This window comes from Bifidobacterium mellis, assembly GCF_000967265.1.
Classification (GTDB): Bacteria; Actinomycetota; Actinomycetes; order Actinomycetales; family Bifidobacteriaceae; genus Bombiscardovia; species Bombiscardovia mellis.
The window spans coordinates 1,241,076-1,265,947 of sequence record NZ_KQ033885.1 but is presented as its reverse complement, the minus strand read 5'-3'; the positions used below and the strand labels follow the sequence as shown (position 1 = coordinate 1,265,947).

Annotated in this window: 23 protein-coding genes; 11 read left to right on the top strand and 12 right to left on the bottom strand. The window is 63.9% G+C overall.

Features of this window, described 5'->3' with window-relative positions:
- The first annotated feature begins 2 nt into the window (after positions 1-2).
- From metK to JF70_RS05355, 9 genes are all read left to right on the top strand, one after another.
- Entirely contained in the window at positions 3-1,223 is a 1,221-nt protein-coding gene (gene metK / locus JF70_RS05395; protein ID WP_045935554.1) for a methionine adenosyltransferase, read from the top strand.
- Between the two features lie 93 nt (positions 1,224-1,316).
- A complete protein-coding gene (locus JF70_RS05390) occupies positions 1,317-3,620 on the top strand; it encodes a primosomal protein N' family DNA-binding protein (protein ID WP_045935553.1) in 2,304 nt (767 codons plus the stop codon).
- 101 nt (positions 3,621-3,721) lie between these two features.
- Positions 3,722-4,426 (top strand): HAD family hydrolase, encoded by a 705-nt coding sequence (locus JF70_RS05385; protein WP_045935552.1) that lies wholly within the window; start codon positions 3,722-3,724, stop codon positions 4,424-4,426.
- A gap of 45 nt (positions 4,427-4,471) precedes the next feature.
- Positions 4,472-5,446 carry a methionyl-tRNA formyltransferase gene (gene fmt, locus JF70_RS05380; RefSeq protein ID WP_045935551.1) on the top strand — a complete coding sequence of 325 codons (975 nt, stop codon included), beginning with the start codon at positions 4,472-4,474 and terminating at the stop codon, positions 5,444-5,446.
- A gap of 66 nt (positions 5,447-5,512) precedes the next feature.
- Positions 5,513-7,075 (top strand): proteasome ATPase, encoded by a 1,563-nt coding sequence (arc, locus tag JF70_RS05375; protein WP_045935550.1) that lies wholly within the window; start codon positions 5,513-5,515, stop codon positions 7,073-7,075.
- Positions 7,072-8,580, top strand: coding sequence for a depupylase/deamidase Dop (dop, locus tag JF70_RS05370; protein WP_045935549.1), 1,509 nt, complete (start codon positions 7,072-7,074; stop codon positions 8,578-8,580). Before arc ends, dop begins: the two co-directional genes overlap by 4 nt.
- 90 nt (positions 8,581-8,670) lie before the next feature.
- Entirely contained in the window at positions 8,671-9,507 is an 837-nt protein-coding gene (locus JF70_RS05365; RefSeq protein ID WP_045935548.1) for an inositol monophosphatase family protein, read from the top strand.
- A gap of 54 nt (positions 9,508-9,561) precedes the next feature.
- The gene (locus JF70_RS05360; RefSeq protein ID WP_045936169.1) at positions 9,562-9,735 is read left to right on the top strand and encodes a ubiquitin-like protein Pup; all 174 of its coding nucleotides are present in this window, start codon (positions 9,562-9,564) and stop codon (positions 9,733-9,735) included.
- 3 nt (positions 9,736-9,738) lie between these two features.
- A complete protein-coding gene (locus tag JF70_RS05355) occupies positions 9,739-11,166 on the top strand; it encodes a proteasome accessory factor PafA2 family protein (protein WP_045935547.1) in 1,428 nt (475 codons plus the stop codon).
- Positions 11,167-11,266: 100 nt separating this feature from the next.
- On the opposite strand, the gene JF70_RS05350 is transcribed toward JF70_RS05355, so the two are convergent.
- From JF70_RS05350 to JF70_RS05295, 12 genes are all read right to left on the bottom strand, one after another.
- Complete coding sequence (locus tag JF70_RS05350; protein ID WP_015022121.1) at positions 11,267-11,554, bottom strand: HU family DNA-binding protein; 288 nt, start codon at positions 11,552-11,554, stop codon at positions 11,267-11,269.
- A 169-nt stretch (positions 11,555-11,723) separates the two neighbouring features.
- On the bottom strand, positions 11,724-14,195 hold the full coding sequence (locus tag JF70_RS05345; protein ID WP_197069105.1) for a lysylphosphatidylglycerol synthase transmembrane domain-containing protein: 2,472 nt from the start codon (positions 14,193-14,195) through the stop codon (positions 11,724-11,726).
- 2 nt (positions 14,196-14,197) lie between these two features.
- Positions 14,198-15,643, bottom strand: coding sequence for an adenylosuccinate lyase (purB, locus tag JF70_RS05340; RefSeq protein ID WP_045935546.1), 1,446 nt, complete (start codon positions 15,641-15,643; stop codon positions 14,198-14,200).
- Positions 15,644-15,714: 71 nt separating this feature from the next.
- Positions 15,715-17,142 (bottom strand): PGAP1-like alpha/beta domain-containing protein, encoded by a 1,428-nt coding sequence (locus JF70_RS05335; protein ID WP_045935545.1) that lies wholly within the window; start codon positions 17,140-17,142, stop codon positions 15,715-15,717.
- Entirely contained in the window at positions 17,139-17,465 is a 327-nt protein-coding gene (locus JF70_RS05330) for a hypothetical protein (RefSeq protein WP_045935544.1), read from the bottom strand. The genes JF70_RS05335 and JF70_RS05330 overlap by 4 nt, the downstream gene beginning before the upstream one ends.
- Positions 17,466-17,666: 201 nt before the next feature.
- Entirely contained in the window at positions 17,667-18,218 is a 552-nt protein-coding gene (locus tag JF70_RS05325; protein WP_156149608.1) for a DUF6466 family protein, read from the bottom strand.
- Positions 18,215-19,243 (bottom strand): vWA domain-containing protein, encoded by a 1,029-nt coding sequence (locus JF70_RS05320; protein ID WP_045935542.1) that lies wholly within the window; start codon positions 19,241-19,243, stop codon positions 18,215-18,217. The genes JF70_RS05325 and JF70_RS05320 overlap by 4 nt, the downstream gene beginning before the upstream one ends.
- On the bottom strand, positions 19,240-20,316 hold the full coding sequence (locus JF70_RS05315; RefSeq protein ID WP_045935541.1) for a vWA domain-containing protein: 1,077 nt from the start codon (positions 20,314-20,316) through the stop codon (positions 19,240-19,242). Before JF70_RS05315 ends, JF70_RS05320 begins: the two co-directional genes overlap by 4 nt.
- Positions 20,313-20,846 carry a hypothetical protein gene (locus JF70_RS05310; RefSeq protein ID WP_052690764.1) on the bottom strand — a complete coding sequence of 178 codons (534 nt, stop codon included), beginning with the start codon at positions 20,844-20,846 and terminating at the stop codon, positions 20,313-20,315. The genes JF70_RS05315 and JF70_RS05310 overlap by 4 nt, the downstream gene beginning before the upstream one ends.
- Positions 20,843-21,775, bottom strand: coding sequence for a DUF58 domain-containing protein (locus tag JF70_RS05305; RefSeq protein ID WP_045935540.1), 933 nt, complete (start codon positions 21,773-21,775; stop codon positions 20,843-20,845). The genes JF70_RS05310 and JF70_RS05305 overlap by 4 nt, the downstream gene beginning before the upstream one ends.
- Positions 21,772-22,827, bottom strand: a complete 1,056-nt coding sequence (locus JF70_RS05300; RefSeq protein ID WP_045935539.1) for an AAA family ATPase — start codon at positions 22,825-22,827, stop codon at positions 21,772-21,774. The genes JF70_RS05305 and JF70_RS05300 overlap by 4 nt, the downstream gene beginning before the upstream one ends.
- Positions 22,828-22,872: 45 nt before the next feature.
- Positions 22,873-23,661, bottom strand: coding sequence for a uracil-DNA glycosylase (locus JF70_RS05295; protein ID WP_231578864.1), 789 nt, complete (start codon positions 23,659-23,661; stop codon positions 22,873-22,875).
- A gap of 150 nt (positions 23,662-23,811) precedes the next feature.
- On the opposite strand from JF70_RS05295, the gene JF70_RS05290 reads away from it, so the two are divergent.
- Complete coding sequence (locus JF70_RS05290; RefSeq protein ID WP_045935538.1) at positions 23,812-24,456, top strand: LytR C-terminal domain-containing protein; 645 nt, start codon at positions 23,812-23,814, stop codon at positions 24,454-24,456.
- A 169-nt stretch (positions 24,457-24,625) separates the two neighbouring features.
- Positions 24,626-24,829 (top strand): cold-shock protein, encoded by a 204-nt coding sequence (locus JF70_RS05285; protein WP_015022108.1) that lies wholly within the window; start codon positions 24,626-24,628, stop codon positions 24,827-24,829.
- Positions 24,830-24,872 lie beyond the last annotated feature (43 nt).

Sequence of the window (24,872 nt, the reverse complement as noted above, 5' to 3'; positions counted from 1 at the left end):
AAATGACAGAGCGACGGCTGATTTCGGCTGAATCAGTGACCGAGGGCCATCCAGACAAGGTCTGCGACCAGATTTCCGATGCCATCCTGGACGATCTTATCGCCCAGGATCCGCATTCGCATGTGGCTGTGGAGACCTCGGCGGCCACTGGCCTCTTCTTCGTCTTCGGAGAGGTCTCATCACAGGGCTACACGGATATTCAGTCTCAGGTTCGGTCGGTGCTGCGCAGGATCGGCTACACCTCATCCGATATTGGACTGGACGCGGATTCCTGCGGCGTGACCGTGGCTCTGAGCGAGCAGAGCAAGGAAATCAACCAGGGTGTGGAACGGCTGTCGGCCAGCCAGGAGAGCGCCGCCACCCGCGAGGAGCGCTACCAGTCCCAGGGGGCCGGCGACCAGGGCGTCATGTTCGGCTACGCCTGCGATGAAACCGATACGCTTATGCCCCTGCCCATCTATCTGGCCCACCAGCTGGCCTTCCGGCTGGCACAGGTGCGCAAGGAGGGGATCATCCCTCATTTGCGTCCCGACGGCAAGACCCAGGTCACCATCGAATACGATCAGGATGACCGCCCCCGCCGTGTGGACACGGTCCTCATCTCCACCCAGCATGATCCCGAGGTGGGGCATGACTGGCTGCAGGAGCAGTTGATGGAGCATGTCATCACGCCCGTTCTGGATCGCGTCTGCGGCAAGGCCGTCGAGCACCAGGGCTACCGGGTGCTGGTCAATCCGACCGGTTCCTTTGTTCTGGGCGGACCAGCGGCTGACGCAGGATTGACCGGACGCAAGATCATCGTGGACACCTATGGCGGTGCGGCCCATCATGGAGGCGGCGCCTTCTCCGGCAAGGATCCCAGCAAGGTCGACCGGTCCGCTGCCTACGCTGCGCGTTGGGTGGCCAAGAACATCGTGGCCGCTGGACTGGCGCACAAGGTCGAGGTCCAGGTGGCCTATGCCATTGGCGTGGCCGATCCGGTCAGCGTCAACGTGGAGACCTATGGCACCGAGCAGGGGGTCAGCCGCGAGCAGATCCAGGAGGCCGTGCGCGAGGTCTTCGACCTGCGGCCTGCTGCCATCATCGATGAGCTGGATCTGTTGAGACCCATCTATGCCAAGACTGCAGCCTATGGGCACTTCGGCCGGGAGGACCCGGATTTCACCTGGGAGCAGGTGGACAAGGTGGGCGAGCTCAAGGCCGCCATCGGCATGACCAGGTAGTAGCTGTTCGTCAAGAGCCACGGCGGGTTTCCAGGTCATCGACTGGGGGAATCCGCCGTGGTTCTCTTAATTGTGAAAGCGAGGGGAGCATCCATGGATTCGCAGGCCGTCAGTCAGCCCGCCCTGGATGGCCTTGCCCCACGCCGTCGTTCGAACAGCAGTCGAAGGAAGCCTCCGCGCCGACCGGCCGATGGACTCCCTGTGGCACGGGTGGTGCTGGACGTGCAGGCCACCCATCTGGGCGGGACCTTCGATTATCTGGTGGATGCCGACCAGGACGATCATGCACAGCCGGGATGCCTGGTTCGCGTCCGGTTCGGGGCGCGCAGGGTCAACGGCATCATCTGGGAACGTGTGGCAGACAGCCAGGTTCCCCGTGCCTCCCTGCGTTTCCTGGAGCGGGTGGTGCTGGATCGCAGCCTGATTTCACCTTCCCTGCGCGCGGACATCACTGCCATCGCCGGAGCCTATGGGGGCACCGAGGCCAATATTCTGCGGCTGGCCCTTCCCCCTCGAGTGGCGCGCATTGACAAGGAGCAGCAGCTAGTTCCCGGTCAGCCCCGATTGGCTTCCGACCCCGCCTGGGTGGCCGGGCTGGCCCAGCGACACAAGGACCTGAAACAAAGGCTTGATCCGGGCTATCAGGGGTTGGAGAATCTGGACCAATCGCTGGAAGACGATGCCTTCGCCTCCTTTTTGGCTGACATTCTGCCTGGCATGGACCAGGCCGCCCTACTGGCTGCCAGGGTGCTGATAGCCGCCCTGCTGGCCGGCAGATCGGCGGTTATGGTGCTGCCGGGCACCCGTCAGGTGGTCCACCTGTCCGCAGTCCTCCAGCAACTTGGGTTGCGTCCCTTCGGCCCTTCTGTCACAGCAGGACCTGGCCAACAGGAGGCCCGCGGCTGGTCCGGAGATTTCGCCATTCTGGACAGCGGCATGGCTCCTGCCGAGCGGTACAGGGCCTACCTTGCTCTGGCTTCCGGTCAGGTCCGTTGCGCCATAGGACTGCGGGCTGCCATGTACGCCCCGGTGGAGGGTCCAGCCCTCTTCGCCCTGATGGACGATGCCAGCTATCAGTACGCCGACGGGATGATGCCCTACGCCAACGCCCGGGGAGTGCTGAGGCTGCGGGCACGTGCCCACGGCGGCGTCTTCCTGGCCATGGCCCGAGCCAGAAGCGTGCGTTCCCACTGGGAGGGTCTGCCCGAGGCCACCGAATCGGATTCTGGCGTGACCGGTCCAGGTACCGCCTTGACCCTTGACCGGTCTGCGGTGACGACACTGCTGCCCTGGATCCGCTGGCTGAACCGGGAGGAACTGAGTCATCTGGCCGACCCGACCATTGGCGCCCGGGTTCCTCATACCGCCGTCGCCGTTATCAACAAAGCCCTGGAGCGTGGCCCGGTTCTGCTGTCCATCCCGCAGGACGGCATCTTCGAGAGCCTGAGCTGCGCTCGCTGCCATCATCAGGCTCGTTGCCCGCGTTGCACCGGACCCCTGCGGGCCAGGCGGTCTGGCGCGCCCCGCTGCGCCTGGTGCGGTGCTGCGGCTACGGACTGGTCCTGCCCGGATTGTGGGGGTTCACGGCTTCGGGTGGTCAGGGTAGGCGCCGCTGGGACGGCCCAGGAGCTGCGCATGCTCTTCAGAAATGTGCCCATCGTCATCTCTTCGCCCAGCCAGCCCCGCGGGGTGGTCGAGCGTGTACAGGATCGTCCCAGTCTGGTCATCGCCACCCCGGGCGCCGAGCCCAGGGTGGTTGGTTCGGGCGTTGATGGCAACAATACAGACACTGGCGATCCGAATCTGCCCAGGCTGTCGCGAGGATACCGTGCGGTGGCAATTCTGGATGCCTGGACCAGCCTGTATGCCCCTGGCGTCGATGCACGTATGGACACTCTGGGAGCCTGGATGCGCGTGGCCTCCTTCTGTCGCCCCCGGGCCCAAGGAGGTCAGGTGCTCCTGCTGGGGGAGTGCGATCCCCAGCTGGCCCAGGCGCTGATGACCTGGCAGGGGCCGGTGTTGGCTGCCGCCGATCTGGAGGACCGCCGGTTGACTGCCATGCCCCCTGCTGTCGGCATGGCTGCAATCTGGGGCGAAAGAGAGGCCGTTGTCTGGATGTTGGACGCCGTCGGGATTGCGCCGGGTCAGGAGGCTGTGACGGATGCTGGCCCTGAGCCAGTTCCTGCCTTGCTTGGGCCTGTACCCATACCGGCACCGTCCACGCTGAAAGCCGGCTATCTGGAGGGAACCCAGGACAGGGTCCGGGCCCTGGTTCGGGTGCGCACCAGCCGCCGGGACAAGCTGGCTGACGATCTCAAGCAGGCTCAGGCCAAGTATGTGGCCGGTCGCGGGAGAGGAGAGCTGCGCTTCCGGATGGATCCCAAGGATCTGACCTGATTGGCGATCCAGGTGGATACGCAGGGGGTCTATGCGGCGTGGTTTCATGAGGGGACGCAGGCAAAGGCGTATATGAACGAATTCAGGAAAGGCGGAGCGTCATGAAGGGCTGGCCGGGCGAGATCCAGGTTGAGGCAGATGTGATCCAGGCTGGGTGGCAAGCGGCTCAGGCCCAGGGTCAGCCCATTGAACAGGTCATCTTCGACTTCGGCAATGTCCTGATTCGTTGGCAGCCTGAGATGGCCATGGTGGCCCGATACGGGCGCAGCAGCATCGAAGCCATGCTGGACGACAACCGTTCCGGCTTCTACCGGGCCAACAACATGATGGACGGCGGAGCCACCTGCGCCCAGGCCTGTGACTGGGTGGCCGCCGAATGCGGATCCCCCTGGGATGCCATGTTCGCCTACTACTGTGATCACTTCGTCGATTCGCTGACCGGCCCGGTGCCTGGTGCCCGCATGCTGGTGGAGGATCTGAAGGCGGCAGGTCTGGGCGTTTGGGGGTTGACCAACTGGGGTGCCGAGCTCTTCCATCATGCCTGGGACGGCGACTCCTTCCTGCATAGGCTGGACGGGGTGGTGGTCTCCGGGCCCATCCACATGCGCAAGCCTGACCCGGCCATCTACCGCTATGCCCTGGATCAGTTCGGAATCCAGGCTGGCAGGACCCTCTTCGTGGATGACAAGGGTATGAATGTAGTTGGCGCCAACAAGGCCGGCATCCGCAGCCTGCGATTCAGCGACCCCTACGGACTGCGCACCGCCCTGATCGAGGCCGGGGTGAACATTCCTCAGGTGCAGTGAAAGCGCGGAGGTCCACAGCCGTCGGATGAAAAGGAGATTGCCGATATGGTCATGACATTGCTGTTTGCGGGCACACCTCAGGTCGCCTTGCCATCTCTGAGATTGCTGGCGGCCGATCAGGAGCATTTCCGGGTTGCTGCCGTGCTCACCAGACCCGACGCCCCCCAGGGGCGTGGAAGGCATCTGCATCCCAGTCCGGTCAAGGCTGAGGCACTGAAGCTGGGGATCCCTGTTCTTGAGGACGACCCATCCGATCCGGATTTTCCGGCGCGGTTGCAGGATACGGGTGCCAGCTGTGCGGCCGTCGTGGCCTACGGGCGGATCCTGCGTCAGCCGGTTCTGGACGCCTTTGAGGGTGGCTGGTACAATCTGCACTTTTCCCTGTTGCCGCAGTGGCGGGGGGCGGCCCCGGTGCAGCGGGCCATCTGGGCCGGGGATGCCATCACCGGCGCCACGGTTTTTCAGCTGACGGCCGGCATGGATGAGGGGCCCATCCTGGCTCAGTCCACCGTCGAGATTGGGCCGCACGAGACCTCGGGCGAGCTGCTGGATCGGCTGGCTGAGGATGGGTCCCATCTGCTGGCTGCCAGTCTGGAGGCCCTTGCCGAAGGTCGGATTCAACCCAAGGAGCAGACACAGGGCGCCTACCAGGTGGCCGCTAAAATCACCCACCAGGATGCTCACATGCGTTTCGATGTGCCCGTCTTTGCCCTGGATCGACAGGTTCGGGCCTGCAGCCCGGAACCGGGAGCCTGGTGCCTGTATCAGCAAGGCAATGGCCCGCAGGACAAGCAGACAGGGCTAACCGTGCTCAGGGCGGCACCAGCCCGGGGGAATGAGCCCGGTCTTCCCTCGCATCTGGAGCCGGGTCGGCTGGCCATGGACCGTCGCCACCTCTGGGTGGGCACCAAGACCCTGCCTCTGGAGCTGCAGATGGTCAAGGCTGCCGGCAAGCGTGCCATGAAGGCCATGGACTGGGCCCGTGGCGCTCGCTTGGAAGACGGGGCCCGCTGCAGCTGAGCTCTTCCGCTCGGCTGGCGGTCCAAGCTGAGAGGGGATTCCAGGGAGGGACGAAGGAGAGAAGCCATGCAGTCCGATGATGTCGAGCAGGCTGAACCTGCCAATGACCGGGACCAGGCCGCTGATCGGCGCAACCGGGCCTTGGCTGCGGCGCTGACCAGGGCTGCCAAGGAACTGGCCAAGGCCAAGAGCCAGTTGGCCCAGCTGGGTCAGCCGCCCTTGACGGTCGCCCTGGCCTTGGGTGTGGATTCCGTCGCATATGACAGCCAGGGGGTGCAGCAGGCCCGCCTGCTGATTCTGAACGGTTCCAGGCGGATGGTGGTTCCTCTGGCACCTGATATCCGTGCCGAACGGATAAGGGCCGGCCAGGAGGTTCTGCTCAACGCCGATATGGTGGTGGTGCGTGTGGGCGATCAACCGGTGACCGGGCAGGTCCGCACGCTGCGGGAGACCTTGGAATCCGGTGCCCTGCTGGTGGAAGACCCTTCCGGACAGACCCGCGTCGCTGCACGTGCGGGCTCTCTGCAGGACCAGCCCATCGAGGCGGGCAGCGCCTTGCTCATGGATGAAAGCTGTAGGATGGCCCTGGCTGTTCTGCCTGAGTCGGACCAGTCCGACATGCTGCTGGAGGAGACTCCTGATGTGGACTTCTCGGATATCGGCGGCCTGGACAGGCAGATCGAGCGGATTCGTGATGCGGTACAGCTGCCCTTCCAGCATGCCGATCTGATGCGCCGTTACGGGCTCCAGGCCCCCAAGGGTGTCCTGCTCTACGGACCGCCCGGCAATGGCAAGACCATGATCGCCAAGGCCCTGGCCCGTGCACTGGCCCAGGAGAGCGACGGCCACGGGGTCTTCCTATCGGTCAAGGGCCCCGAGGTGCTCAACAAGTTCGTGGGCGAGTCCGAACGTCTGATCCGCCGCCTGTTCGCCAGGGCCCGCAGCCTGGCAGGCCAGGGTGGACCCGTGGTGGTCTTCATCGACGAGATGGATGCCCTGCTGCGCACCCGTGGGTCGGGCATCTCATCGGATGTGGAGACCACCATCGTCCCCCAGTTTCTGACTGAGCTTGACGGTGTCGAGTCACTGGACCAGGTCATGGTCATCGGTGCCTCCAACCGCATCGACATGATCGACCCGGCGGTTCTGCGCCCAGGACGGCTGGATGTCAAAATCCGCATCGATCGGCCCGACAGGACCAGGTCGGCCGCCATCCTGGGTAAGTATCTGAGCTCCGATATGCCCATGGAGGATGATGCCAGGCCCGAGGAGCTGATCCAAACACTGGTCGACGGACTCTTCGCTCGGGATGATGACCACCTGCTGGGCAGGATCATGGATGCCACGGGCCGCTGGCAGCCCCTCTACCTGGAGTCCGTGGTCTCCGGCGCCATGCTGCACAACCTGGTTGACCGGGTCAAGACCATGGCGGTCAAGGCCTCCATCGAACAGGGTCGGCAGGTGGGTCTTGACCGTGGGTTCTGCAAGAGGGCGGTCCGCAGGCAGTATGAGGACACTCTTGAGGAGCTCCGTGGCCAGGATCCGGACCGCTGGGCCGATCTGGCCGGACTGCGTCCAGGGCAGGTCCAGGAGGTTCGCCCGGTCGACGGGCCAGGGGAGCGGTCATGAGTGCCGGGCGGGTCATAGGCACCGAGACGGAGTATGCCATTGCCGACCCCGGGGATCCCGGCGCTGATCCACGTGCTCTGGCCCTGCGTCTGGTAAGGGCCGCTGCCCAGCCGGACCTGGCTCACATCCGCTGGGACTATGGTGGCGAGGATCCGGTCAATGACGCCAGGGGAGGTCGGCTGCCGCGTTCCGCTGCAGCACCGAGCATGCTCACTGATGCACCCGGCGCCCGGCTGATCGATGTGGCAGCTGCCAATGGGGCACGGATTTATGTGGATCACGCCCATCCCGAGTATGCCTCGGCGGAAACGGTGAATGCCTTCGATGCTCTGGTCCAGGACCGAGCGGGTGACCGGATGATGGCCCAGGCCGCAGAAAGGGCCGGAGATTTGGCCCTCTACAAGAACAACGTGGATGGCAAGGGTGCCGCCTGGGGATCCCATGAGAACTATCTGATGGATAGGGCGGTGCCCTTCGCCAGGGTGGCGGCCCTGATGACCATTCATTTCGTCACCCGACAGATCTATACCGGTTCGGGCAGGGTGGGTCTGGGACCCAGGAGCGAGGGGGCCGGCTTCCAGCTCAGCCAGCGCGCCGACTATCTGACCAGCCGTATTGGACTGCAGACCACCTTCGGGCGGCCGATCATCAATACCCGGGACGAGTCACACGCCGGGCCGGGCAGCCGCCGTCTCCATGTGATCGTGGGCGATGCCAACCGTCTGGATGCGCCCCTGGTCCTCAAGCTGGGGACCACCGATCTGCTGCTGGGGCTCCTGGAGTCCGAGGGCGATTCGACAAGTCTGGTTGATGAACTGTTGGATCGCTGGATGCTGGATGATCCGGTGGCGGCCTTGCACACGGTTTCCCATGATGTCACCTTGACCAAACCGCTGGCCTTGGCAAACGGAGGGTTCGCCGATGCGCTTGCCATCCAAAAGGCACTTCTGGGTGCGGCCCGCCAGGGCAGACGGGATGCCGATAGACCAGGTCCTGCCGGCGACCGCGTTCTGAAACTCTGGGACCAGGCGCTTGAGGATCTGGCTCTGGTTCGGTCTGGCGACGACGAGGCCCGTCTGGCCATGCATGACCAGGCAGGCAGGTTGGAATGGCTGCTCAAGTGGCAGCTCTTGGAGCGTCTGCGCCGTCGTCGGTCCATATCGGACTGGTCGGATCCCCGTCTGGCGGCCCTGGACCTGGCCTGGGCACGGGTGGATCCCGGCCGTGATCTGCCTTGGCGACTCAGAGGATCCGTTCTGCGACTGGCCGATTCCGACCAGATCACCAGGGCCATGGACCAGGGGCCTGAGCAGACCCGGGCCTGGTGCCGGTCCCAGCTGCTTCACCGTTGCCCTGATGCGGTCAGGGCCGTCTCCTGGAGTCGTGTCATCCTTGAGGAGCGGGGATCGGATGGTGAGCCTGGGACCAGGGTTGTGGACCTGTCCGATCCGCTGGGTCACACACGGTCTTCCTGCCGGGATGACCGCGACATATACTGCAGATAGCGCAGAAAACAGTCCGATATCCGACCGGACGACCACCGGTGGACCACGGTCGGCAATGCCTCGACCACCCGTTTGAAAGAGAAGAGAAGTATGGAATTGCGCGATTTGGCCATGCAGGCCGCCACCATCGCTGTGGAGGCCGGCCGTCATGCCCTCCAGGACCAGATCAACCCCCACGATCCCCGCTCCACCTCAGCCATCGGCCAGGGCACCCAGTTCTCGCCGGGCATCGATACGCGTCTGATCCGCTATTGCCGAACCAAGATCGCCGCCCTGGACCCCATGGATGGCTTCTGGGAGGAGGAGGCTGGCAACCGCCGTCCTGGCGGCCGCTACTGGTGCCTGGGCCACATCGACGGCCCGGTCAACTATGTGCGCAACATGGCCGAATGGACGCTGACCATCTCCCTGTTCGCCGTGGACGAGAAGGGCCACGCTTCGCCGGTCCTGGGCATCGTGCATGCGCCGGTCCTGGGCCTGACCTATCTGGCCGCCAAGGGCCAGGGCGCCATCAGGATCCGACGGACCATCGTGGGCGACAAGCGGGAGAAGATCATCCCCTCCACGATGACCACCCTGACCGGATCAGTGATCAGCTTCGGCATGTCCTACTTTCCCAACGAGTCCGAAAAGGTCCTGCAGATCGTCTCGCGCATGGCCGGCAAGCCTGCCGACATCAAGCGCGTCGGTCCGGTCTCGCTGGACCTGTGCCGGGTGGCGGACGGCAGCTACGACGCCTACTTCGAACCGGCCTTGCACTCCTGGGACATCCCTGCCGTCTCCGCAGCGGCTGTCGTGGTCCGGGAGGCCAAGGGCACCCTCTGGCGCTGGGACGGCGGGCATGTGCGTTGGGAGGGCAGCAACGACGTGGTGGCCACCAACGGACTCATCGCGGAGGATCTGAATACGTATCTGAGCGGGCGCTGATCCGCTCCGGAAAGGAGAGCGACCATGGCTGAGGCATCCCAGCAGGGACGGCGCATGGCAGTCGGGCAGCAGCAGGAGCAGGAAGAGGATTTGCCGCAGACCGGTGCACATGAACAGGACCAGGCGGCTGGGTCCGACCTGGATGCCGTCCTGGATGACATCGAGACCACCCTGGAGACCAATGCCAAGGAGTATGTGCAGGGCTTCGTCCAGAAGGGCGGCCAGTGATCCATGGCGGACGGGCAGGGCAGTGACTCGGACTTTCGCAGGATATTCGGCATCGAGACCGAGTATGGACTGAGCCTGACCGGTGCCAGTGCCCCATATGCCGCCGGCAGGGTGGCCATGGCCATGTTCCGCCCGCTCATTGTTAAGCACGGTTCAACCAACATCTATCTGCCCAATGGCGCCAGACTCTACCTGGATGTGGGCTCCCACCCGGAGTATGCCACGGCGGAGGCGCGCGATCCGCTGACGGCACTGACCCAGGTGCTGGCCGGGGAGCGGATCATGACCGACCTCGCGGAGCGCGCCGGGAAACGCTTGGCGGAGGACCTGGGCAGGCCCGTGAAGGTTCACGTCTTCGCCAACAATGTGGATGCCCAAGGCCATGCCTTCGGCTGCCATGAGAACTACCTGTTGGACCGGCGAGTCCCCCTGGACATGATCGGAGCCTGCCTGGTTCCCTTTCTTGTCACCCGACAGCTGATAACGGGGGCGGGTCGTCTGAGTTCGGATGGGTTCCAGCTCAGCCAGCGGGCAGACTTTCTGGACGAGGCGGTCTCCTCGGCCACCACCCGTGCCCGTCCCATGGTCAACACCCGTGATGAGCCTCTGGCCGATCCTGAACGATGGCGGCGTCTGCATGTGATCGTAGGGGATACCAACCGGTCGCCGTTGGCCACTTGGTTCAAGATGGCCAGTACCCACCTGGTCCTCAACCTGATTGAGCAGGCCTGCCGTCGGGGCCGACGGCCAGACCTGGCCGACTGGGCCCTGGCTGATCCCGGTACAGCAGTCCGAGCCGTCAGCCGGGATCGGACCGGCCGGGTCACCCTGGAGCTGCAGGATTCCACGAAGACCAGCGGCATCAGCGCTCTGGGTCTGCAAGAGGCCTATTGGTCGGCCTGCAAGGCCTTGGTGGACCAGCAGGAGGATATAGGCGTCGACCGGTCCCAGGCTCTGCGTGCCCTGCAACTTTGGAGGGCGGCCCTGGATGCGCTGGATGCGGGACGTTGGCGGGATCTGGCTGACTGGGTGGATTGGGCTGCCAAGCTGCGGCTGCTCCGAAGGCTGAGTCGACGAGGCGCCGGACGGGATCTGGACGAGGCGCTGGACCTGGACTATCACGATCTGAGCGCGGGAAGGTCCTACTCCGGCCTGATCAGTCATGGACTCATGCGCTCGCCGATCGACGATTCCGAGGTACAGCGCGCCATGGTTCAGCCTCCACAGGATACCCGGGCCCGTTTGCGTGGCGACTTCGTCCGTGCCGCAGACCGGGGAACACGCACATGGTCATGCGACTGGAGCCACCTGGTTCTGGGCGGTTCTCACCGAGTCGAGGTGGACTTGCCTGACCCCTTCGACCATCTGGGACCGTCCCGATACCACTCCCTGATGGACTTTCTAAAGAGTGCCGCAGAGCCTGGTGCCTAGAAGCCCGGTTTGCATTGCGGGACTTCAATTGGGTTTCTTCTGACAAGAAGGGCCCTGGCATCCGTGGATGGATGCCAGGGCCCTTGCAGAAAGGCTGGTTTCACTTCTTGTTGGTGACGGCCTTCTTCAACAGCGAGCCGGCAGAGATGCGCACGCCATAGCTGGCCGGAATCTTGATGGTCTCACCGGTACGGGGGTTGCGGCCGGTGCGGGCGGCGCGCTTGACACGCTCGGCCGAGAACAGACCGGTCAGCTTCAGACCCTCACCGGACTTCATGGCCTCGACGAAGACATCCTGGAAGGCGTTGACAGCAGCTTCCGCCTGAGCCTTGGTCAGGTTGGACTTCTGCGCAATCTTCGAAACGAGATCAGACTTGTTGTATGCCATAGAACATCCTTCTTTCGGGGGCCTCCCATTGCTTGATTTGGGGAAAGCCCAACGGTCAATGACTGATATTACCGCAGATTAGGCCCAAACACCGCATTTTCCGGGGGTTTCCGACATTTCATCAAGCGATTTTTGAGGTCCTCTGGATTGGGCCTGCCCGAAGGGCCCTTCAGATGCGATTATGGCTGCCCAGCCAGCGCATGGCCAGGGCTCCCAGGGGAATGCGGAGCCAATAGGTGGCCACCCGGAAGACCAGAGTGGCCGATATGGCCACGCCCGAGGGAACACCAGCCAGGCGGAAGGCGGAAAAGAGCACCGCTTCAATGGCCCCCAGGCCGCCGGGGGTGGGGACGGCCGAGCCTAGCGTGTTGGCCAGGAGGAAGACGAAGGTGGTCTCGAACACGTTGGTCCGACAGCCGAAGGCCATCAGGGCGGCCCAGAAACTCATGCCCAGGGCGGCTGACTGCAGTACGGCCCCAAGCACGGCCACCACCAGTTGCCTGGGCTGGGTCAGAATCTCCACAAGGTGGCGGGCGTAGGAGGCCACGATGGGCATCAGCCGCTCCATGACCAGTCGCCGTGTGTAAGGGATGGCCATAATCAGGGCTGCGACAATGGCCACCGTCCCGATGACGATGACCAGGGTGTTGGTGGGGATCATCCCGGATAGGGTGTTGCGCCCGGTGAACAGCCCGATGACGATCAGCAGGCAGAAGGTGGTCGCAAACTGGACGGCCACCACGGCGCTCATGATGGCCGTGGCCATGGTGTTGTCATAACCGTCCCGCCGCAGGAACTGCAGGTTGACGAAGGCTGGGCCCACCCCGGCGGGCATGGAGACCGAGGTGAACGAGGAGGCCACCTGGGACAGGAAGATGCCCTTGAAGTCGCGCTTGGCTGGGTCGATGAAAACTCCCAGGGTGATGGCGCAGCCCACCCAGGACAGCGACCCCAGCAGGAAGGAGAGTCCGGCCATCCAAGGGTTGGCGTTGCGGACGGCGCTGATGACCTGGGGCAGGTTGAACTGGGTGACGATGACCGCCACAGCCACTACCAAGAGGGCCAGGGCCACGAAGCTGCGCAGGCTGAAGCGGGAGAGGGTCACCTGGCCGGTCTCCGCCACCGACTCAGGAGGAGCCAGGGCCCGCAGCTGTTTTCGCAGGTCAGTCAGAATCTGTCGATCCCAGCCGGGCAGGGCCTGGGTCTGTGAGGGAATGGCCACCATCTGGCAGAAGGGCGACAGTCCCGCCAGGGTCTTGACCCCCCAGGATGCGCGGGCGGCCTGGATGGCTTGGTCCACGCCGATCAGCGTGGCGACCAAGGTCAGAAGCTGGATTCGGTCCAGGGCGATGTTGGCCTGAGAGCTGGCGCTGTCGCCGTTCTCCCAGCCGGCGATGACCATGGAGCCCGACTGGTCCATGGCCAGAGTCTCCGGACGGATGCGACGGTGCGTGAAGCCGCGCTCGTTGGCCCGGCGGAGGTAGTCCATCAGCTGCTTGGCCCTGTCCGTGTCCAGGCTACCCGGTTCCAGGGGCCGAAGGTGGACGTCATCCTCCAGGACCAGAATTGAGGATTCCGCGCTCTCCGCCAGACCATAGGGGTGCAGGGCGGTCAGCCCCAGGTCCCGCAGTTCAGCCAGCATGGCCATGTGATGTTGCATGGAGTTTCTGACTGACCGGTCCCGGCGCATGGAGACTCCGGACAGCTTGATCCACTGCCAGAGCTGCATCAGATAGCCCATGGTGTGCAGCTGGCCGTCCATGACCGACACCGTATAGTTATGGCCATCCCTGTCCCGGGCTCTGTAGATGCGGGAGGCCTCGATAAGGTCGTCGTCGAGGGCGGGCAGGGGCTGGCCATCAGTATCCAGACTGGGATCCTGACGTTCCAGGCTGGCGGCGTGGATACCGATGGAGGCTATGGCCTGTACCACTCCCTGCCCCCAGGCGCCCTTGTTCTGCGTGCCCGCCAGGTATCGGACGACCATGCCCATGATCCGTCCCAGAATCAGCGAGACCAGAACCCCGCTGGCCGAATTGGAGGATATGGCGACCATGATGATGGCCACAATATAGAGAGCGTTCCACCCCCACTTGACCGAGCTGCGCAGGCGACGGGGTCCTGCTGCGCTCAGGAAGGCAGCCAGACCTGCATAGAAGTCAGGCAGCAGGACGGGCGACCCTATGGTGTTCTGGGAGCTGAATGAGGCGATCAGGGTCGGGTTGCCCGCCTTCAGGATCAGGTTGGAGGTCAGCATGACCAGCCCGAACCCCAGGAACATGGCCAGGGGGGCAGTGATGGCCTGGATCCACTCCCTGTTGACCAGCAGGTGGACAATCACGGCCAGGACCACGGTCACGGTCACTGCCTGCTGGAGGAAGGATGTGGGTACGTCCATGAGCCAGTCCATGGCATTGCCGGCCTGGCGCATGTCCGACTCGACCCCGGCGGCTATGCCTTTCAGATAGACAGCTGCCAGGGTGATCAGGATTCCCAGGATCAGGGCAGCCAAGGCTCGCAACAGGTCTTCGGCGTCGTGGACCCGTTGTGGAGGGGTATCCCGGATGACGACCTGATCTGTCTGATCGGTGTCGACAGAATCGGTGTCCTCGGGGGTGATGGTCGACTGGGACGGGGTCATGATCAGTCGCGATCGAAGTCCACCAAGGTTCCGGCTGCACCGGTGTAGGTTGCCGGTGTCAAGGCCTTGAGCCGACTGGCCGTGTCCTGGTCCAGGTCCAGGCCATCGATGAAGTGCTCGACATCCTCACGTCCGATCCTCTTGCCGCGCATCAGCTCCTTGACCTGCTCATAGGGATGATCCATGCCTGAGCGTCCAGCCAGACCTGCAGCCCGCATGGCCGTCTGTATGGGCTCGCCCAGGACCTCCCAGTTGCTGTTCAGCTCGCGGGCCATCAGGGCCTTGTCCGGGTGGATGGTCTGCAGGCCGCCGTCCAGGTTGTCCAGAGCCAGCAGGCTGTAGCCCAGGGCCGAACCGATGTTGCGCTGGGTGGTGGAGTCGGTCAGGTCCCGCTGCCAGCGGGTTTCGGTCAGGGTGGCGGCCAGGGTGTCCAGCAGGGCTCCTGAGATCTCCAGATTGGCTTCGGCGTTCTCGAAGCGTATGGGGTTGACCTTGTGGGGCATGGTGCTGGACCCTGTCGCGCCTTTAACGGGTTCCTGGGCGAAGACGCCGCGGGAGATGTACATCCAGACATCCACGGCCAGGTTGTGCAGGATCCGCCCCAGGTGGGCGATGTTGCTGAAGAGCTCGGCCTGCCAGTCGTGCGACTCGATCTGGGTGGTCAGAGGATTCCAGACCAGACCCATCCGCTCCACGATGAAGGTCCGGGTCAGATCGATCCAATCCACCTGCGGCAGGGCGGCCAGATGGGCGCCAAAGGTTCCAGTAGCGCCATTCATCTTGCCCATGTAGTCCTGATTACGAATCCGGTCCAGCTGCCGGTGCAGCCGGTGGACGTAGACCGCCATCTCCTTGCCCAGGGTGGTGGGTGTGGCCGGCTGGCCGTGGGTCAGGGCGAGCATGGGCAGATCCCGGTATTGCTCAGCCATGGTGGCCAGATGCTCCTCGATCCGGGTGGCCTTCGGGAGCCAGACCTGCTCGACTCCGCCTCGGATGCAGCGGGCATAGGCCAGGTTGTTGATGTCCTCGCTGGTGCAGGCGAAATGGACCAGGGGTGTCAGCCTCGGAAGTTGGGACTCGGGGCCAAGGGCTGTTGCTGCAGTCTCCAGACGGCGGTCGATGTAGTATTCCACAGCTTTGACATCGTGGTGGGTCTGGGCTTCGATGCCAGCCAGTTCGGTGATGCCGTCGGCATCGAAATCCTCGGGTATGGCTCGCAGGTAGGCCATTTCAGCCTCGGTCAGAGGCTCTACGCCCGGTAGGACCGGGTGCTGGCCGTTGCCCTGGTAGCCGTTGGCCAGCATGATCATCCATTCGACTTCGACCCGCATGCGCTCGCGGTTCAAGGCAGGTTCGCTCAGAAAGTCCACCAGATCGGCGGTCTGTCTGCGATAACGTCCGTCCAGGGGATTAAGGGGGATGACTGGGGTGATTCGGCTCAGGTTCATGCCTCCAGCCTAGACGACCGGGTCAACCAGCGGGAACCGGCATGGGCGCCCTGGGGGCCAGCGTGTCTCGCTCATCGTCGTAGTCTGCCACGGTAGTAGCGGGTCTCCTGCAAATCGCCCTCGATGGCATGGGCGAAGTGGTCGTCCTGGCGTCGTACTGCGGGTGAGTTCTGATCCCGGGCATCGGCCCAGGCTGCCTGTTGGTAGGCCATGCCGTGGGTGGATTCCTTGCCGGGTCCAACGGTGATCACTGTCCGGCCAGTCTGGTCGCCGCCTGGAGGGGGAGGTCCGCCCGCTCTTCCCCTGACTGTCAGTCGATTGGGTCGAGAGGGGTTGTCGGCTCCATCAAGGCTGGAGACCAGCTCTTCGCGCATCTCCACACTGGTCACCCAGGTGTCAGACTGTATTTTGCGATGGGCGATGGGCGAGCCGACGGTCACGATGTGATCAAAGCGGTAGCGGTCTGAAAGATCCGAGGCCATGGTGGCGGCCACAATGCCACCCTGGGAATGGCCCACCAGGCTGACCGGATCATCCGGACGCACCCCCGCATCCCGCATGGCCCGGTCCACTAGACGTAGGGAGGCTGCCCTGTCACGAACTGAAGCCTTGTCGCTCATGAGCTGGATGTTCTGGGCCCAGCCGATGGGGGAGTCCAGATGGGAGCTGGTGCCGGGTATGTAGACCAGCCAGTGGTCCTTGCCGTCGGCCTTTCGGTAGCGCTGTACGGCGACTGTGGCGTAGGGAATGCCGTCGCGGCAGGATCCCAGGGTCTCCAGGTTGTGCAGGGCGCCGGCGATGTCATGGGCCTCGCCCAATCCTTTGCCCTGTGGCTGAACGGGATCCATCGTGATTCGGTCACCCTGGAAATGAGCGAGTATCAGGGGCATCAGCAGGCCGGGGCCGGTGACCAATCCGCCGATGGGATCATGATGGTCCGAAGACAGGCCGGATGCGACAGCGGTCAGCAGGGGCTGTTGGATGCTGGCTGTGGTTTCCATAAATTCCTGGAATTGCGATGTGTCCAGGTGACCGGTTAGTTTGGCCATCCCCAGGCCCAAACTGATGGATCCCAGCATGAACGGGGCAATAGGCTGAAAGACGGTCAGGGCCTTGGAGGTCAGGGAGCCCATCAGCCGGTCCATGAACGATTCAGCTTGCGAGTACAGCCCGTAGGCCTTGGTCAATCGATCGGCCACAGACTGGAGCCGGGTGCGCAGATCTTCGCAGGCCCGGGCCTGGTCACTGCAGAAGGACACCATCCGATCCATGGGCAGACGGGCATGGCCCGGCGGCGGTACGGCAGCCTGGGTGCAGGGGAGGGCAGGCAGTCCCGGCATGGTTCTGCAGATGGCCTGATTGGTCAGAACCCATTGGGACTGCATGGTGGCCAGGGCACCACCTGCTTGGTTGAGCCGGTCCGCCATGCCGGTCAGGTGGTCCAGCTCGGTGCGCGTATAGCCGTTGGCGTCGGGGGCGGCGGTGATTGTCCGCTTCATGGCCGGATCTCTTGATCGATCAGGCTCAGGGTGCGACTTGCCTGGATGCGCTGATCCTGGCAGACGGCATCCATGGCCCGCACCTGGGCCCTATAGGCCTCAGCAGCCCGGCCTTCCCAGTCGACCCTCAGAGCTTGGTCGGCTAATTCACTCAGATGGACCAGAGTGGTTCGCGACTGCCGTGCCATATCGGACAGCATGGCCCGGCAGCGGGCCGCTCTAGCATGACAGGGGCAGGTTTGGGCCGCTTCCGGATCAGCCAGGAAGGATTGCTGCTCAAGGAAGGGACCCAGGGTGGGTAGTGACGAGGATGACCTATGCATGTCTCCACTACAACATTGCAATCATCCTGAAATGATCCCCGTAGGGCCATGTGGTCGAATGAGGTCCGATTCATCTGGCTGTGGACGGATTTACCGCTAATTCTGTCGGTCTGATAGTCATGGGACGTTCGTCTGCATGGGGATCGATTTGTTGGGGAAGAGGGTGGTGGAGTGACTCACGCGAAAGGTTGTGTGGGCCGGTCACCAAGGCTTGACGTTCTTCCCTTGACCCTTGTTGTCGCCCGCCTTGCCTGTCGGCGTGGGGGAGGTAGACGGTTCACTCTGTTGCTGATTGCGCTTGAGCAGATCCTCCACCTCGGCCTCCTGCTGCTTGGTCAGCCCTGAGGAGGAGCCCTTGCCGGATCCGTTATTTCCGTCCTGGGCCTTATCGGCCTTCTGCTTCTTGAGCAGATGCTCCGTGCGGCTGGTCAGCGCAGCGTTGGCAGCGCGGTTGGCCTGGGCAGCCTGTCTGGTCTGTGGCAGAATCAGGGGTCCCGGCCGTTCGACCTGGGCGAAGAGGCGCTCGGCCTGGTCCTGCAGGGCCTTGATGGATGCTGGATCGGCCTGGGGGTTTTGGGCCTGTCGAACGTTGGTGCTCAGCGTGTGCGTGCCTTCGTTATAGGTGGCGATGGCTTTGACGTTGATCAGGCCCCAGGCCCCGGCCAGGGCTGCGACCAAGGCCAAGCCAGCCAAAATCAGGCGCACTCGCAGGCGGCCCCCGCTCCTTGCTCTCTGCTGGGACTTCCTACTCATAGCAGTCTCCTTGAAGTATGGACCCACAGCCCCGCCTCAATCAGGATCAGGGCCAGTTCCACCAGTGCCAGCGGCCAGACCAGCGGAGTGACATGCTGGCGGACCTGGTCGACCCTGGTAACCCGGTAGCGCTTGGAAGCCGTCGCCGTAGCTCCCTCGCGTACGGTGGCCCCCTTGGCCAGGGCCTGGTAGTGGCCGCTCATCTCGTCGGCCATGGCCTTGAGGGTTTTCGGGTCCATGGAGGAGATGCCAGGCTGGCCGGTCTTGGGGTCCGTCACCCAGCCGTCGGCATCACTGCCAGCGACATCCGAGCTCATGGGCACCATGCCGCCCTTGGCCGAGCCGGTTCCCAGCACGAAGGCATCGTCCAATCCCTCCCTGAGCACGCTGAAGGATCGTCGTTCATCCGGTCCGGTCTGTTCGCCGTCGCTGATCAGGTAGAGCAGGATTCGGTCGTCGGGATGCCGATCCCTGGTCTGCTTCATGACCAGACTCAGGCGATCCAGCGGAGCATCCAGGCTGGAGCCGGCGGACCTGGATGTGGGCTCCGTAGCCAGCCCCCTGGCCCAATTGTCCACAGCCCGCACGTCGGGAGTCAAAGGCAGATCGACGCTGGCTGAGGCGCCGAAGCTCAGGGCTGAGAAGGAGGCATCCGGGTAGATGCGTGTCAGGTCGTGGGCGGCCGCCCGGGCCGCCTCCAGTCGGCTGATTCCTTCCTGGTCGCCATATCCGGCATCCTTGACAGCCATGGAACCGGTCACGTCAACTGCAATGAAGACATCAGTGGCGTTGACGGCTTTATTGGTGGTTTTGCTGACCGTGCTTGGGGTCAGGACCATGAGGGCCAGAATCAGGACCATGGCGGTGCGTCGGGTCAGGGCCCAGCGATCGGCATCGGTATCCCGGCCCTTGTGCAGTCCATGGATGACCAGCGCAAGGGCCAGGAGCAGCAGCAGACCCGCCAGAAGGCCGCCGGCCACCCAGCCCAGGGCAGGCTCAAAGGTCAGGGATTTGAGTATGTTCATCGCTTCAGCCTCCAGGCCAGGAGCAGATAACCCGACAGTGCCAGGGCCAGGGCCAAGGTCCACCAGCCGGGTGCATCCACCAGGCTGGACTGCTCCTGCTGGCGGGGGTCGGCTCCGTGCCGATGCTCAATTTGGCGGACCAGTGCGTTGATGGAGTTCCCGTCCTGCCGTCTAAGGAAGATGCCGCCACGGGCCTCGATCAGCCGCTGCATCTGCTTGGTGCTCTCATCCTCGGTACCCTGGTCCGGTCCCGAATAGAGGCCGTCCACGGCGATTCCTGCGGCCGAGGTCAGCTTGAGCGCCTCCTCCAGGGTGTAAGTGGGTTTGCCGGAGACCACGTTATCGGTGGCCAGGACCAGGGAGCTCGATCGTTGGCCGGCCTTTGCCGGTTTGCTCTGGTCCTTGGGGGCGAATTGCGGCAGGAGCGCAGCGCAGCCCACCAGCCCGTCGCCGATCAGTGAGGTGGTGTCCCGGCGGTTCTGTGTGCCCTCCAGCCAGTCGCTGATGTCCTGGTACTGTCGCCCGCTCATGGCATCGATGCGGTCCTGGGACTGCACCCCGTCCAGGATCCGCCGCGCCTTGCTCAATTCGGCGGTGATCATGTCGTAGTCATCGGTCAGGGGGAAGACGGTGCGCGAGGTGGAGTTGAATATGCTCAGAGCCATGCGTTCGCCCTGGAAGTTGCGGACCAGATCAAGGTAGGAGGCGATCACCTGCCGGTCGTAGGGCAGGGTGGAGCCGGACACATCCAGGCATAGGACAATATCGCGGTTATGGCCCTGCTCCAACGTCCGATCGACCCGGGCGGGCCTTGCAGCCAGGCTCAGAACCATCAACAAGGCCAGAGAGAGCAGGGCTGCGGCGCAACGGTTCAATCGCCGCCAGCGCCGCAGGGCTTCATGCCCCTCCTCGGTGTCCAGGTCGCTGTTCAAGGTCCAGACCCGGGCTCCCGGTTCCTGATCAGACCTGCCACGACGCGCCTTACGGTAGGCCAGCAGGCTGAACGCCAGGGCCAGGACCAGGGCCAGAACAGGCAGCCAGGGCCATCTCCAGGACAGATTGCCCATGCTCATCGCGGCCACCGTTCAATCAAGTCCCGTACCCAGTCGGCCGCCTGATTCACCGTGGCGTCGGTTCCTGCGCTGTCTCGGGGAAGGGCGAATTCAGGCGGGTAGAGGGCATCTATGGTCTGCCGAAGCAGGTCCAGGCCCTTCCGGGTGCCCGGCGTACGGGGCTGGGCCTGGATTTCGGCCAGAGTCTTGGATTTCATGTCGCTGTTCCAGGAGCGGGAGGCGAATCCACGAGCGATGGTGGCCAGTGCCGTCATGGCCTGGTCGCGGTCCAGCTCGCCGTTGTCGTACCGGGCCACCACCTGATCAATCCGTTGCCGCCATGCATCGCGGGAGTCGGAGCTCACCTGGGCCGGACCCTCCTCTTGCTGACGGCGGAACCTGGGCAGGAGAACGGCCGCTGCGGCCAGAGCCAGGGTCAGAATGATGGCGGTCGTCGTCAGGGTCAGCAACCAGGTGGGCTGGGTCATGGTGGGCATGACCTTGATCCGGCCATGACCTGACGCAAGACGAATAAGGGCGACAGCGTTCATGCCGCCATCACCGTCCGTCGCATGGGGATGCCCGGTCGGCCGGCTGAAAGCAGGTGGATGAACCTGTTGAACATGGCTGTGCTGGAGTCGGCACGGATCAGCGAGGCTCCGATTCTGGACAGTTCCCGGCCAAAGGCTTCAATTTGATAGCGCCTGTGCAGGTCCACAGCCTTTGTTCCGTTCGCAGTGCGCAGGAATGCCGGGATCTTCCGTCCGCTGGGCGCATCCGTTACCGAGCCCACAGCGGGCTGCTGGCGCAGGGGGTTCATGGTCTCCACACCGATGAGATTCACGGGGTGGGTGGTGGCCAGCTGGCGGATGGTCGGCATCAGGTCAAGGTTCAAGGCCGACTGGTCGGTGGCGATGACCAGCATGGCCTGTCGGTCCTGGATGCCGGCGGCGTAACCCAGCAGGGCCTCAAGGTTGCGTGGCTGATCCGGCGGTGACTCCAGAGCCCGGTCCAGGGTCTGCTCGAAACGGGCGAAGCCGCCCTGGCAGGGTATGCGGCGGATGGCGGTTGAATCGACCAGGACCAGGTCCACCTCATCACTGCGGCGCAGGCAGAGGGAGGCGAACATGCACAGGGCGTTGGCCGCCACCTGGATGGCCTGCTCCCCATCAGGGCATGTTCCTGACATCTCACGGCCGATGTCCAGCAGCAGCCAGACCCTGCTGGTGACCAGGCGCTCGCGCTCGACAACCATAGGCCGACCCACCCGCGCGCTGGCGTGCCAGTCGATCATGCGGGTTTCGTCTCCGAACTCATAGGCGCGCAGGTCGGCACGCTCGTCTCCGCCGCCTCGACGGCCGGAGGAATGCTCGCCCTCCAACAGGCCCAGGGCCCGGCGCACCGTGGGAAGGCGCAGGCTGGTATCCAAGGACTCGATCCGCCTGCGGACCGGGTCGCGATCCGAGCGTCGACGGCTCATGGCACCGGCACCGTGTCGACGATCTGGTTGATGACATCATCGCTGCTGATGCCGTCGGCCTGGGCCTCGAAGGTCAGCAGGATCCGGTGGCGGAGCACCGAATGGGCCCAGTCCTTCAGATCCTCGGGAATGACGTAATCCCTGCCTGTCAGCAGGGCTCTGGCCTGGCCGATGCGCACCAGGGCGATGGAGGCGCGTGGACTGGCTCCCAGCCTCACCTGCTCGGCCAGCCCTTGGATGGGCCGCGATCCGGCCCCCCTGCTGGTGGCTGCCAGATCGACTGCATATCGCATGATGGGCTGTGCCACGTGGACCTGCCGGGCCTTCCGCCTCAGGAAGTCCACATCGGCGATGGTCAGCGCATCCCGATCGTCCTTGCCGGGCATATCGGTGCCGCGGCTGGTCAGCATCTGCAGCATCCGGGTCTCCTGGTCGGCATCAGGATAGGTCATGACGGCCTTGAGCATGAACCGGTCCATCTGGGCCTCGGGCAGGTTGTACGTGCCCTCCTCCTCGATGGGGTTCTGGGTGGCGATCACCATGAAGGGCCTGGGCAGGGCTATGCGCTCGCCGCCGATGGTGGTGGCGCCCTCGGCCATGGCTTCCAGCATGGCCGACTGGGTCTTGGCGTTGGAGCGGTTGATCTCGTCCAGGAGGACGAAGTTGGCGTGGATGGGGCCCAGCTGTGTGGAGAATCGTTGGGTGGAGAAGTCGTAGACCTGGGTGCCTACCAGATCCGAGGGCATCAGGTCGGGTGTGCACTGGATCCGTTTGAAGCTGCCGGAGACCGAAGTGGCCAGGGTCTGGGCGGCAGTGGTCTTGGCCAGTCCGGGAACGGATTCGATCAGGATGTGTCCGGAGGCCACCAGCGTCAGGATCAGTGCCTCGCGCAGGTTTTCCTGCCCTACCAGGGTCCTTGAAAAGCGGGTCCGGATGCGGTCGGCCAACTGACGGCAACGTTGCAGGTCGTCCTGGCTGATCGGCGGAACCTGCCGGTCCTGACTGGGCTGAACAGATGGGGACTGACTGGGTCGAGGTGGGAATAATGCCATAGCAGACATGGTAATGGCATTTCCTGACGACTCAGCCAGCAGGACTCAGGTCAGCGACCAGTCCACCGGCTCGGCGCCCATGGCCTCCAGCGCTTGGTTGGCCTTGGAGAACGGACGGGAACCGAAGAAGCCGTACCGGGCCGACAAGGGGCTGGGATGCGGGGATTTGATGATGGCCGCGTTGGTCAGCAGGGGCTCCAAGCTCTGGGCCTGTCGTCCCCAAAGAATGGCCACCAGGGGACGGATTTTGCCCTCCTGGTCGCGTCTGTCGTTCAGAGCCCGGATGGCGGCGTCGGTAATCTCCTCCCAGCCCTTGTTCCGGTGGCTGGCCGGCTTGCCCACCCGCACGGTCAGGCAGCGGTTGAGCAGCATGACCCCTCGCCTGGTCCAAGGCGTCAGATCGCCGTTGGAGGGTGTGGGAAGGCCCAGGTCGGCGCTCAGCTCGGCGTAGATGTTCCGCAGGGAGCCGGGGATGGGGTTGACAGCGGGGTCCACGCAGAAGCTCAGGCCCACCGGATGGCCGGGCGTTGGATAGGGATCCTGACCCACGATCAGGACCTTGATGGAGTCGAAGGGGATGGTAAAGGCGCGCAGAATGTTTTTGCTGGCAGGCAGATAGCGATGGCCCTGGGCCAGCTCGCTCCTGAGGAAGTCGCCCATCCGGTGGATGTTGGGTTCGACTGGTGCCAGAGCGCGGGCCCAGCCGGGGTCCACCAGGGCGCTCAAAGGTTTGCGCTGGGTTCGGCCCTGGCCTCCTGCTATGGTCGGAGGATTGGTACCGGTTCGGTTCGTCGGATCAGGGGAGGTTGCGGCAATTGGCTGGCTGCTGTTCATAAGGTCACTATATCGCTTGGCGTTATGGGCCGGTCAGGGCTGCCTCGGCCATTCCAGGGTTGGCGGAGGACGTCGAATGGCCGGTTGAATGTTGACCCGGCGACGCATTACTTATAATGGTTCATGATCCGGTGGAGCAGAGGAGAGTTCATGGCTAGCACGCGCGACAATGGGACGCAGGCGCGCCCTCAGGTTCATGATGCGTTCGACAACCCTCCCAAGGGGCCGGTCGGCGTGCATCGCGGGCCCCGTTCCCTGTCGGTCAGGGTCCTGCCCTACCTGCTGGTGGTTGTCTTGGCGGTGCTGTGCGGTCTGGGCGTATGGGCTGCGGTCAGCGGCTCCCTGCCCTGGCAACAGACGCACACTGAAGCCTCCAGGGTCATCAGCAGCCATCTGCCGAAGCGTTCAGCCTCCTCTTCGGCTTCAAGCAGCGCGACCGCTACCGATCAAGCCTCCCAGGAACAAACTTCTGAGCCCTCCTCCCAGTCGCCTTCAGCGAGCGCTTCCAGCAGCAGCCCGGCTCCTGTGGTCAACCGGGGCACGCGGGTAACCGTCATCAATGGAACCAGGGTCACCGGGTATGCCGGCAAGAAGCGCCAGGTTCTGGTCAATGCCGGGTACACTGCGGTCACGGCATCCAACCCGCAAGGTGCCCTGCCTGGCGTAAGCATGGTCCGCTACCGTGACGAGGCCGACAAGGCCACAGCCCAAGAGGTGGCCAACGTGTTGGGTATTGCCCAGGTGGAGCAGTCCTCCGTGACCACGACTCCGGTTGAAGCCATCCTCATGCAGTGAAGTTCGGCCAACCGGAGAGTGGAAGAAATACCACGGCAAAACATTCGGAATTTCGGCTCGGCGTTTTGCAATTGCCCCATAAATAGGCCTAAACTGACCTTGCCGACCAGGCAGATGCGGTCAGTCTCGTATCTGTTGTGACGCGGCACCTATGTTAAGGAAGTTAGTTATGGCACAAGGCACTGTGAAATTCTTCAGCGCTGGCAAGGGTTACGGATTCATCAATCCCGACGATGGCGGCGAGGACGTGTTCGTGCACTACTCGGCCATTCAGTCCGATGGCTTCAAGACCCTTGATGAGGGAGATAAGGTCGAATATCAGGTGGAGCAGGGCCCCAAGGGTCTGCAGGCAACCAAGGTCACCAAGCTCTGATTGTCGTCTTCTGTATTCGTCATGGGGACCCCGGTCATTCCGG

Coding starts and splice junctions, on each gene's coding strand:
- JF70_RS05360 (WP_045936169.1), top strand. CDS start 9,562: ATGGCAGTCGGGCAGCAGCAGGAGCAGGAAGAGGATTTGCCGCAGACC.
- JF70_RS05330 (WP_045935544.1), bottom strand. CDS start 17,465: ATGCATAGGTCATCCTCGTCACTACCCACCCTGGGTCCCTTCCTTGAG.
- JF70_RS05315 (WP_045935541.1), bottom strand. CDS start 20,316: ATGAGCATGGGCAATCTGTCCTGGAGATGGCCCTGGCTGCCTGTTCTG.
- JF70_RS05295 (WP_231578864.1), bottom strand. CDS start 23,661: ATGAACAGCAGCCAGCCAATTGCCGCAACCTCCCCTGATCCGACGAAC.
- metK (WP_045935554.1), top strand. CDS start 3: ATGACAGAGCGACGGCTGATTTCGGCTGAATCAGTGACCGAGGGCCAT.
- JF70_RS05385 (WP_045935552.1), top strand. CDS start 3,722: ATGAAGGGCTGGCCGGGCGAGATCCAGGTTGAGGCAGATGTGATCCAG.
- JF70_RS05310 (WP_052690764.1), bottom strand. CDS start 20,846: ATGAACGCTGTCGCCCTTATTCGTCTTGCGTCAGGTCATGGCCGGATC.
- purB (WP_045935546.1), bottom strand. CDS start 15,643: ATGAACCTGAGCCGAATCACCCCAGTCATCCCCCTTAATCCCCTGGAC.
- JF70_RS05325 (WP_156149608.1), bottom strand. CDS start 18,218: ATGAGTAGGAAGTCCCAGCAGAGAGCAAGGAGCGGGGGCCGCCTGCGA.
- JF70_RS05335 (WP_045935545.1), bottom strand. CDS start 17,142: ATGAAGCGGACAATCACCGCCGCCCCCGACGCCAACGGCTATACGCGC.
- JF70_RS05350 (WP_015022121.1), bottom strand. CDS start 11,554: ATGGCATACAACAAGTCTGATCTCGTTTCGAAGATTGCGCAGAAGTCC.
- JF70_RS05290 (WP_045935538.1), top strand. CDS start 23,812: ATGGCTAGCACGCGCGACAATGGGACGCAGGCGCGCCCTCAGGTTCAT.
- JF70_RS05390 (WP_045935553.1), top strand. CDS start 1,317: ATGGATTCGCAGGCCGTCAGTCAGCCCGCCCTGGATGGCCTTGCCCCA.
- fmt (WP_045935551.1), top strand. CDS start 4,472: ATGGTCATGACATTGCTGTTTGCGGGCACACCTCAGGTCGCCTTGCCA.
- JF70_RS05300 (WP_045935539.1), bottom strand. CDS start 22,827: ATGGCATTATTCCCACCTCGACCCAGTCAGTCCCCATCTGTTCAGCCC.
- JF70_RS05365 (WP_045935548.1), top strand. CDS start 8,671: ATGGAATTGCGCGATTTGGCCATGCAGGCCGCCACCATCGCTGTGGAG.
- JF70_RS05355 (WP_045935547.1), top strand. CDS start 9,739: ATGGCGGACGGGCAGGGCAGTGACTCGGACTTTCGCAGGATATTCGGC.
- JF70_RS05320 (WP_045935542.1), bottom strand. CDS start 19,243: ATGAACATACTCAAATCCCTGACCTTTGAGCCTGCCCTGGGCTGGGTG.
- JF70_RS05285 (WP_015022108.1), top strand. CDS start 24,626: ATGGCACAAGGCACTGTGAAATTCTTCAGCGCTGGCAAGGGTTACGGA.
- JF70_RS05345 (WP_197069105.1), bottom strand. CDS start 14,195: ATGACCCCGTCCCAGTCGACCATCACCCCCGAGGACACCGATTCTGTC.
- dop (WP_045935549.1), top strand. CDS start 7,072: ATGAGTGCCGGGCGGGTCATAGGCACCGAGACGGAGTATGCCATTGCC.
- JF70_RS05305 (WP_045935540.1), bottom strand. CDS start 21,775: ATGAGCCGTCGACGCTCGGATCGCGACCCGGTCCGCAGGCGGATCGAG.
- arc (WP_045935550.1), top strand. CDS start 5,513: ATGCAGTCCGATGATGTCGAGCAGGCTGAACCTGCCAATGACCGGGAC.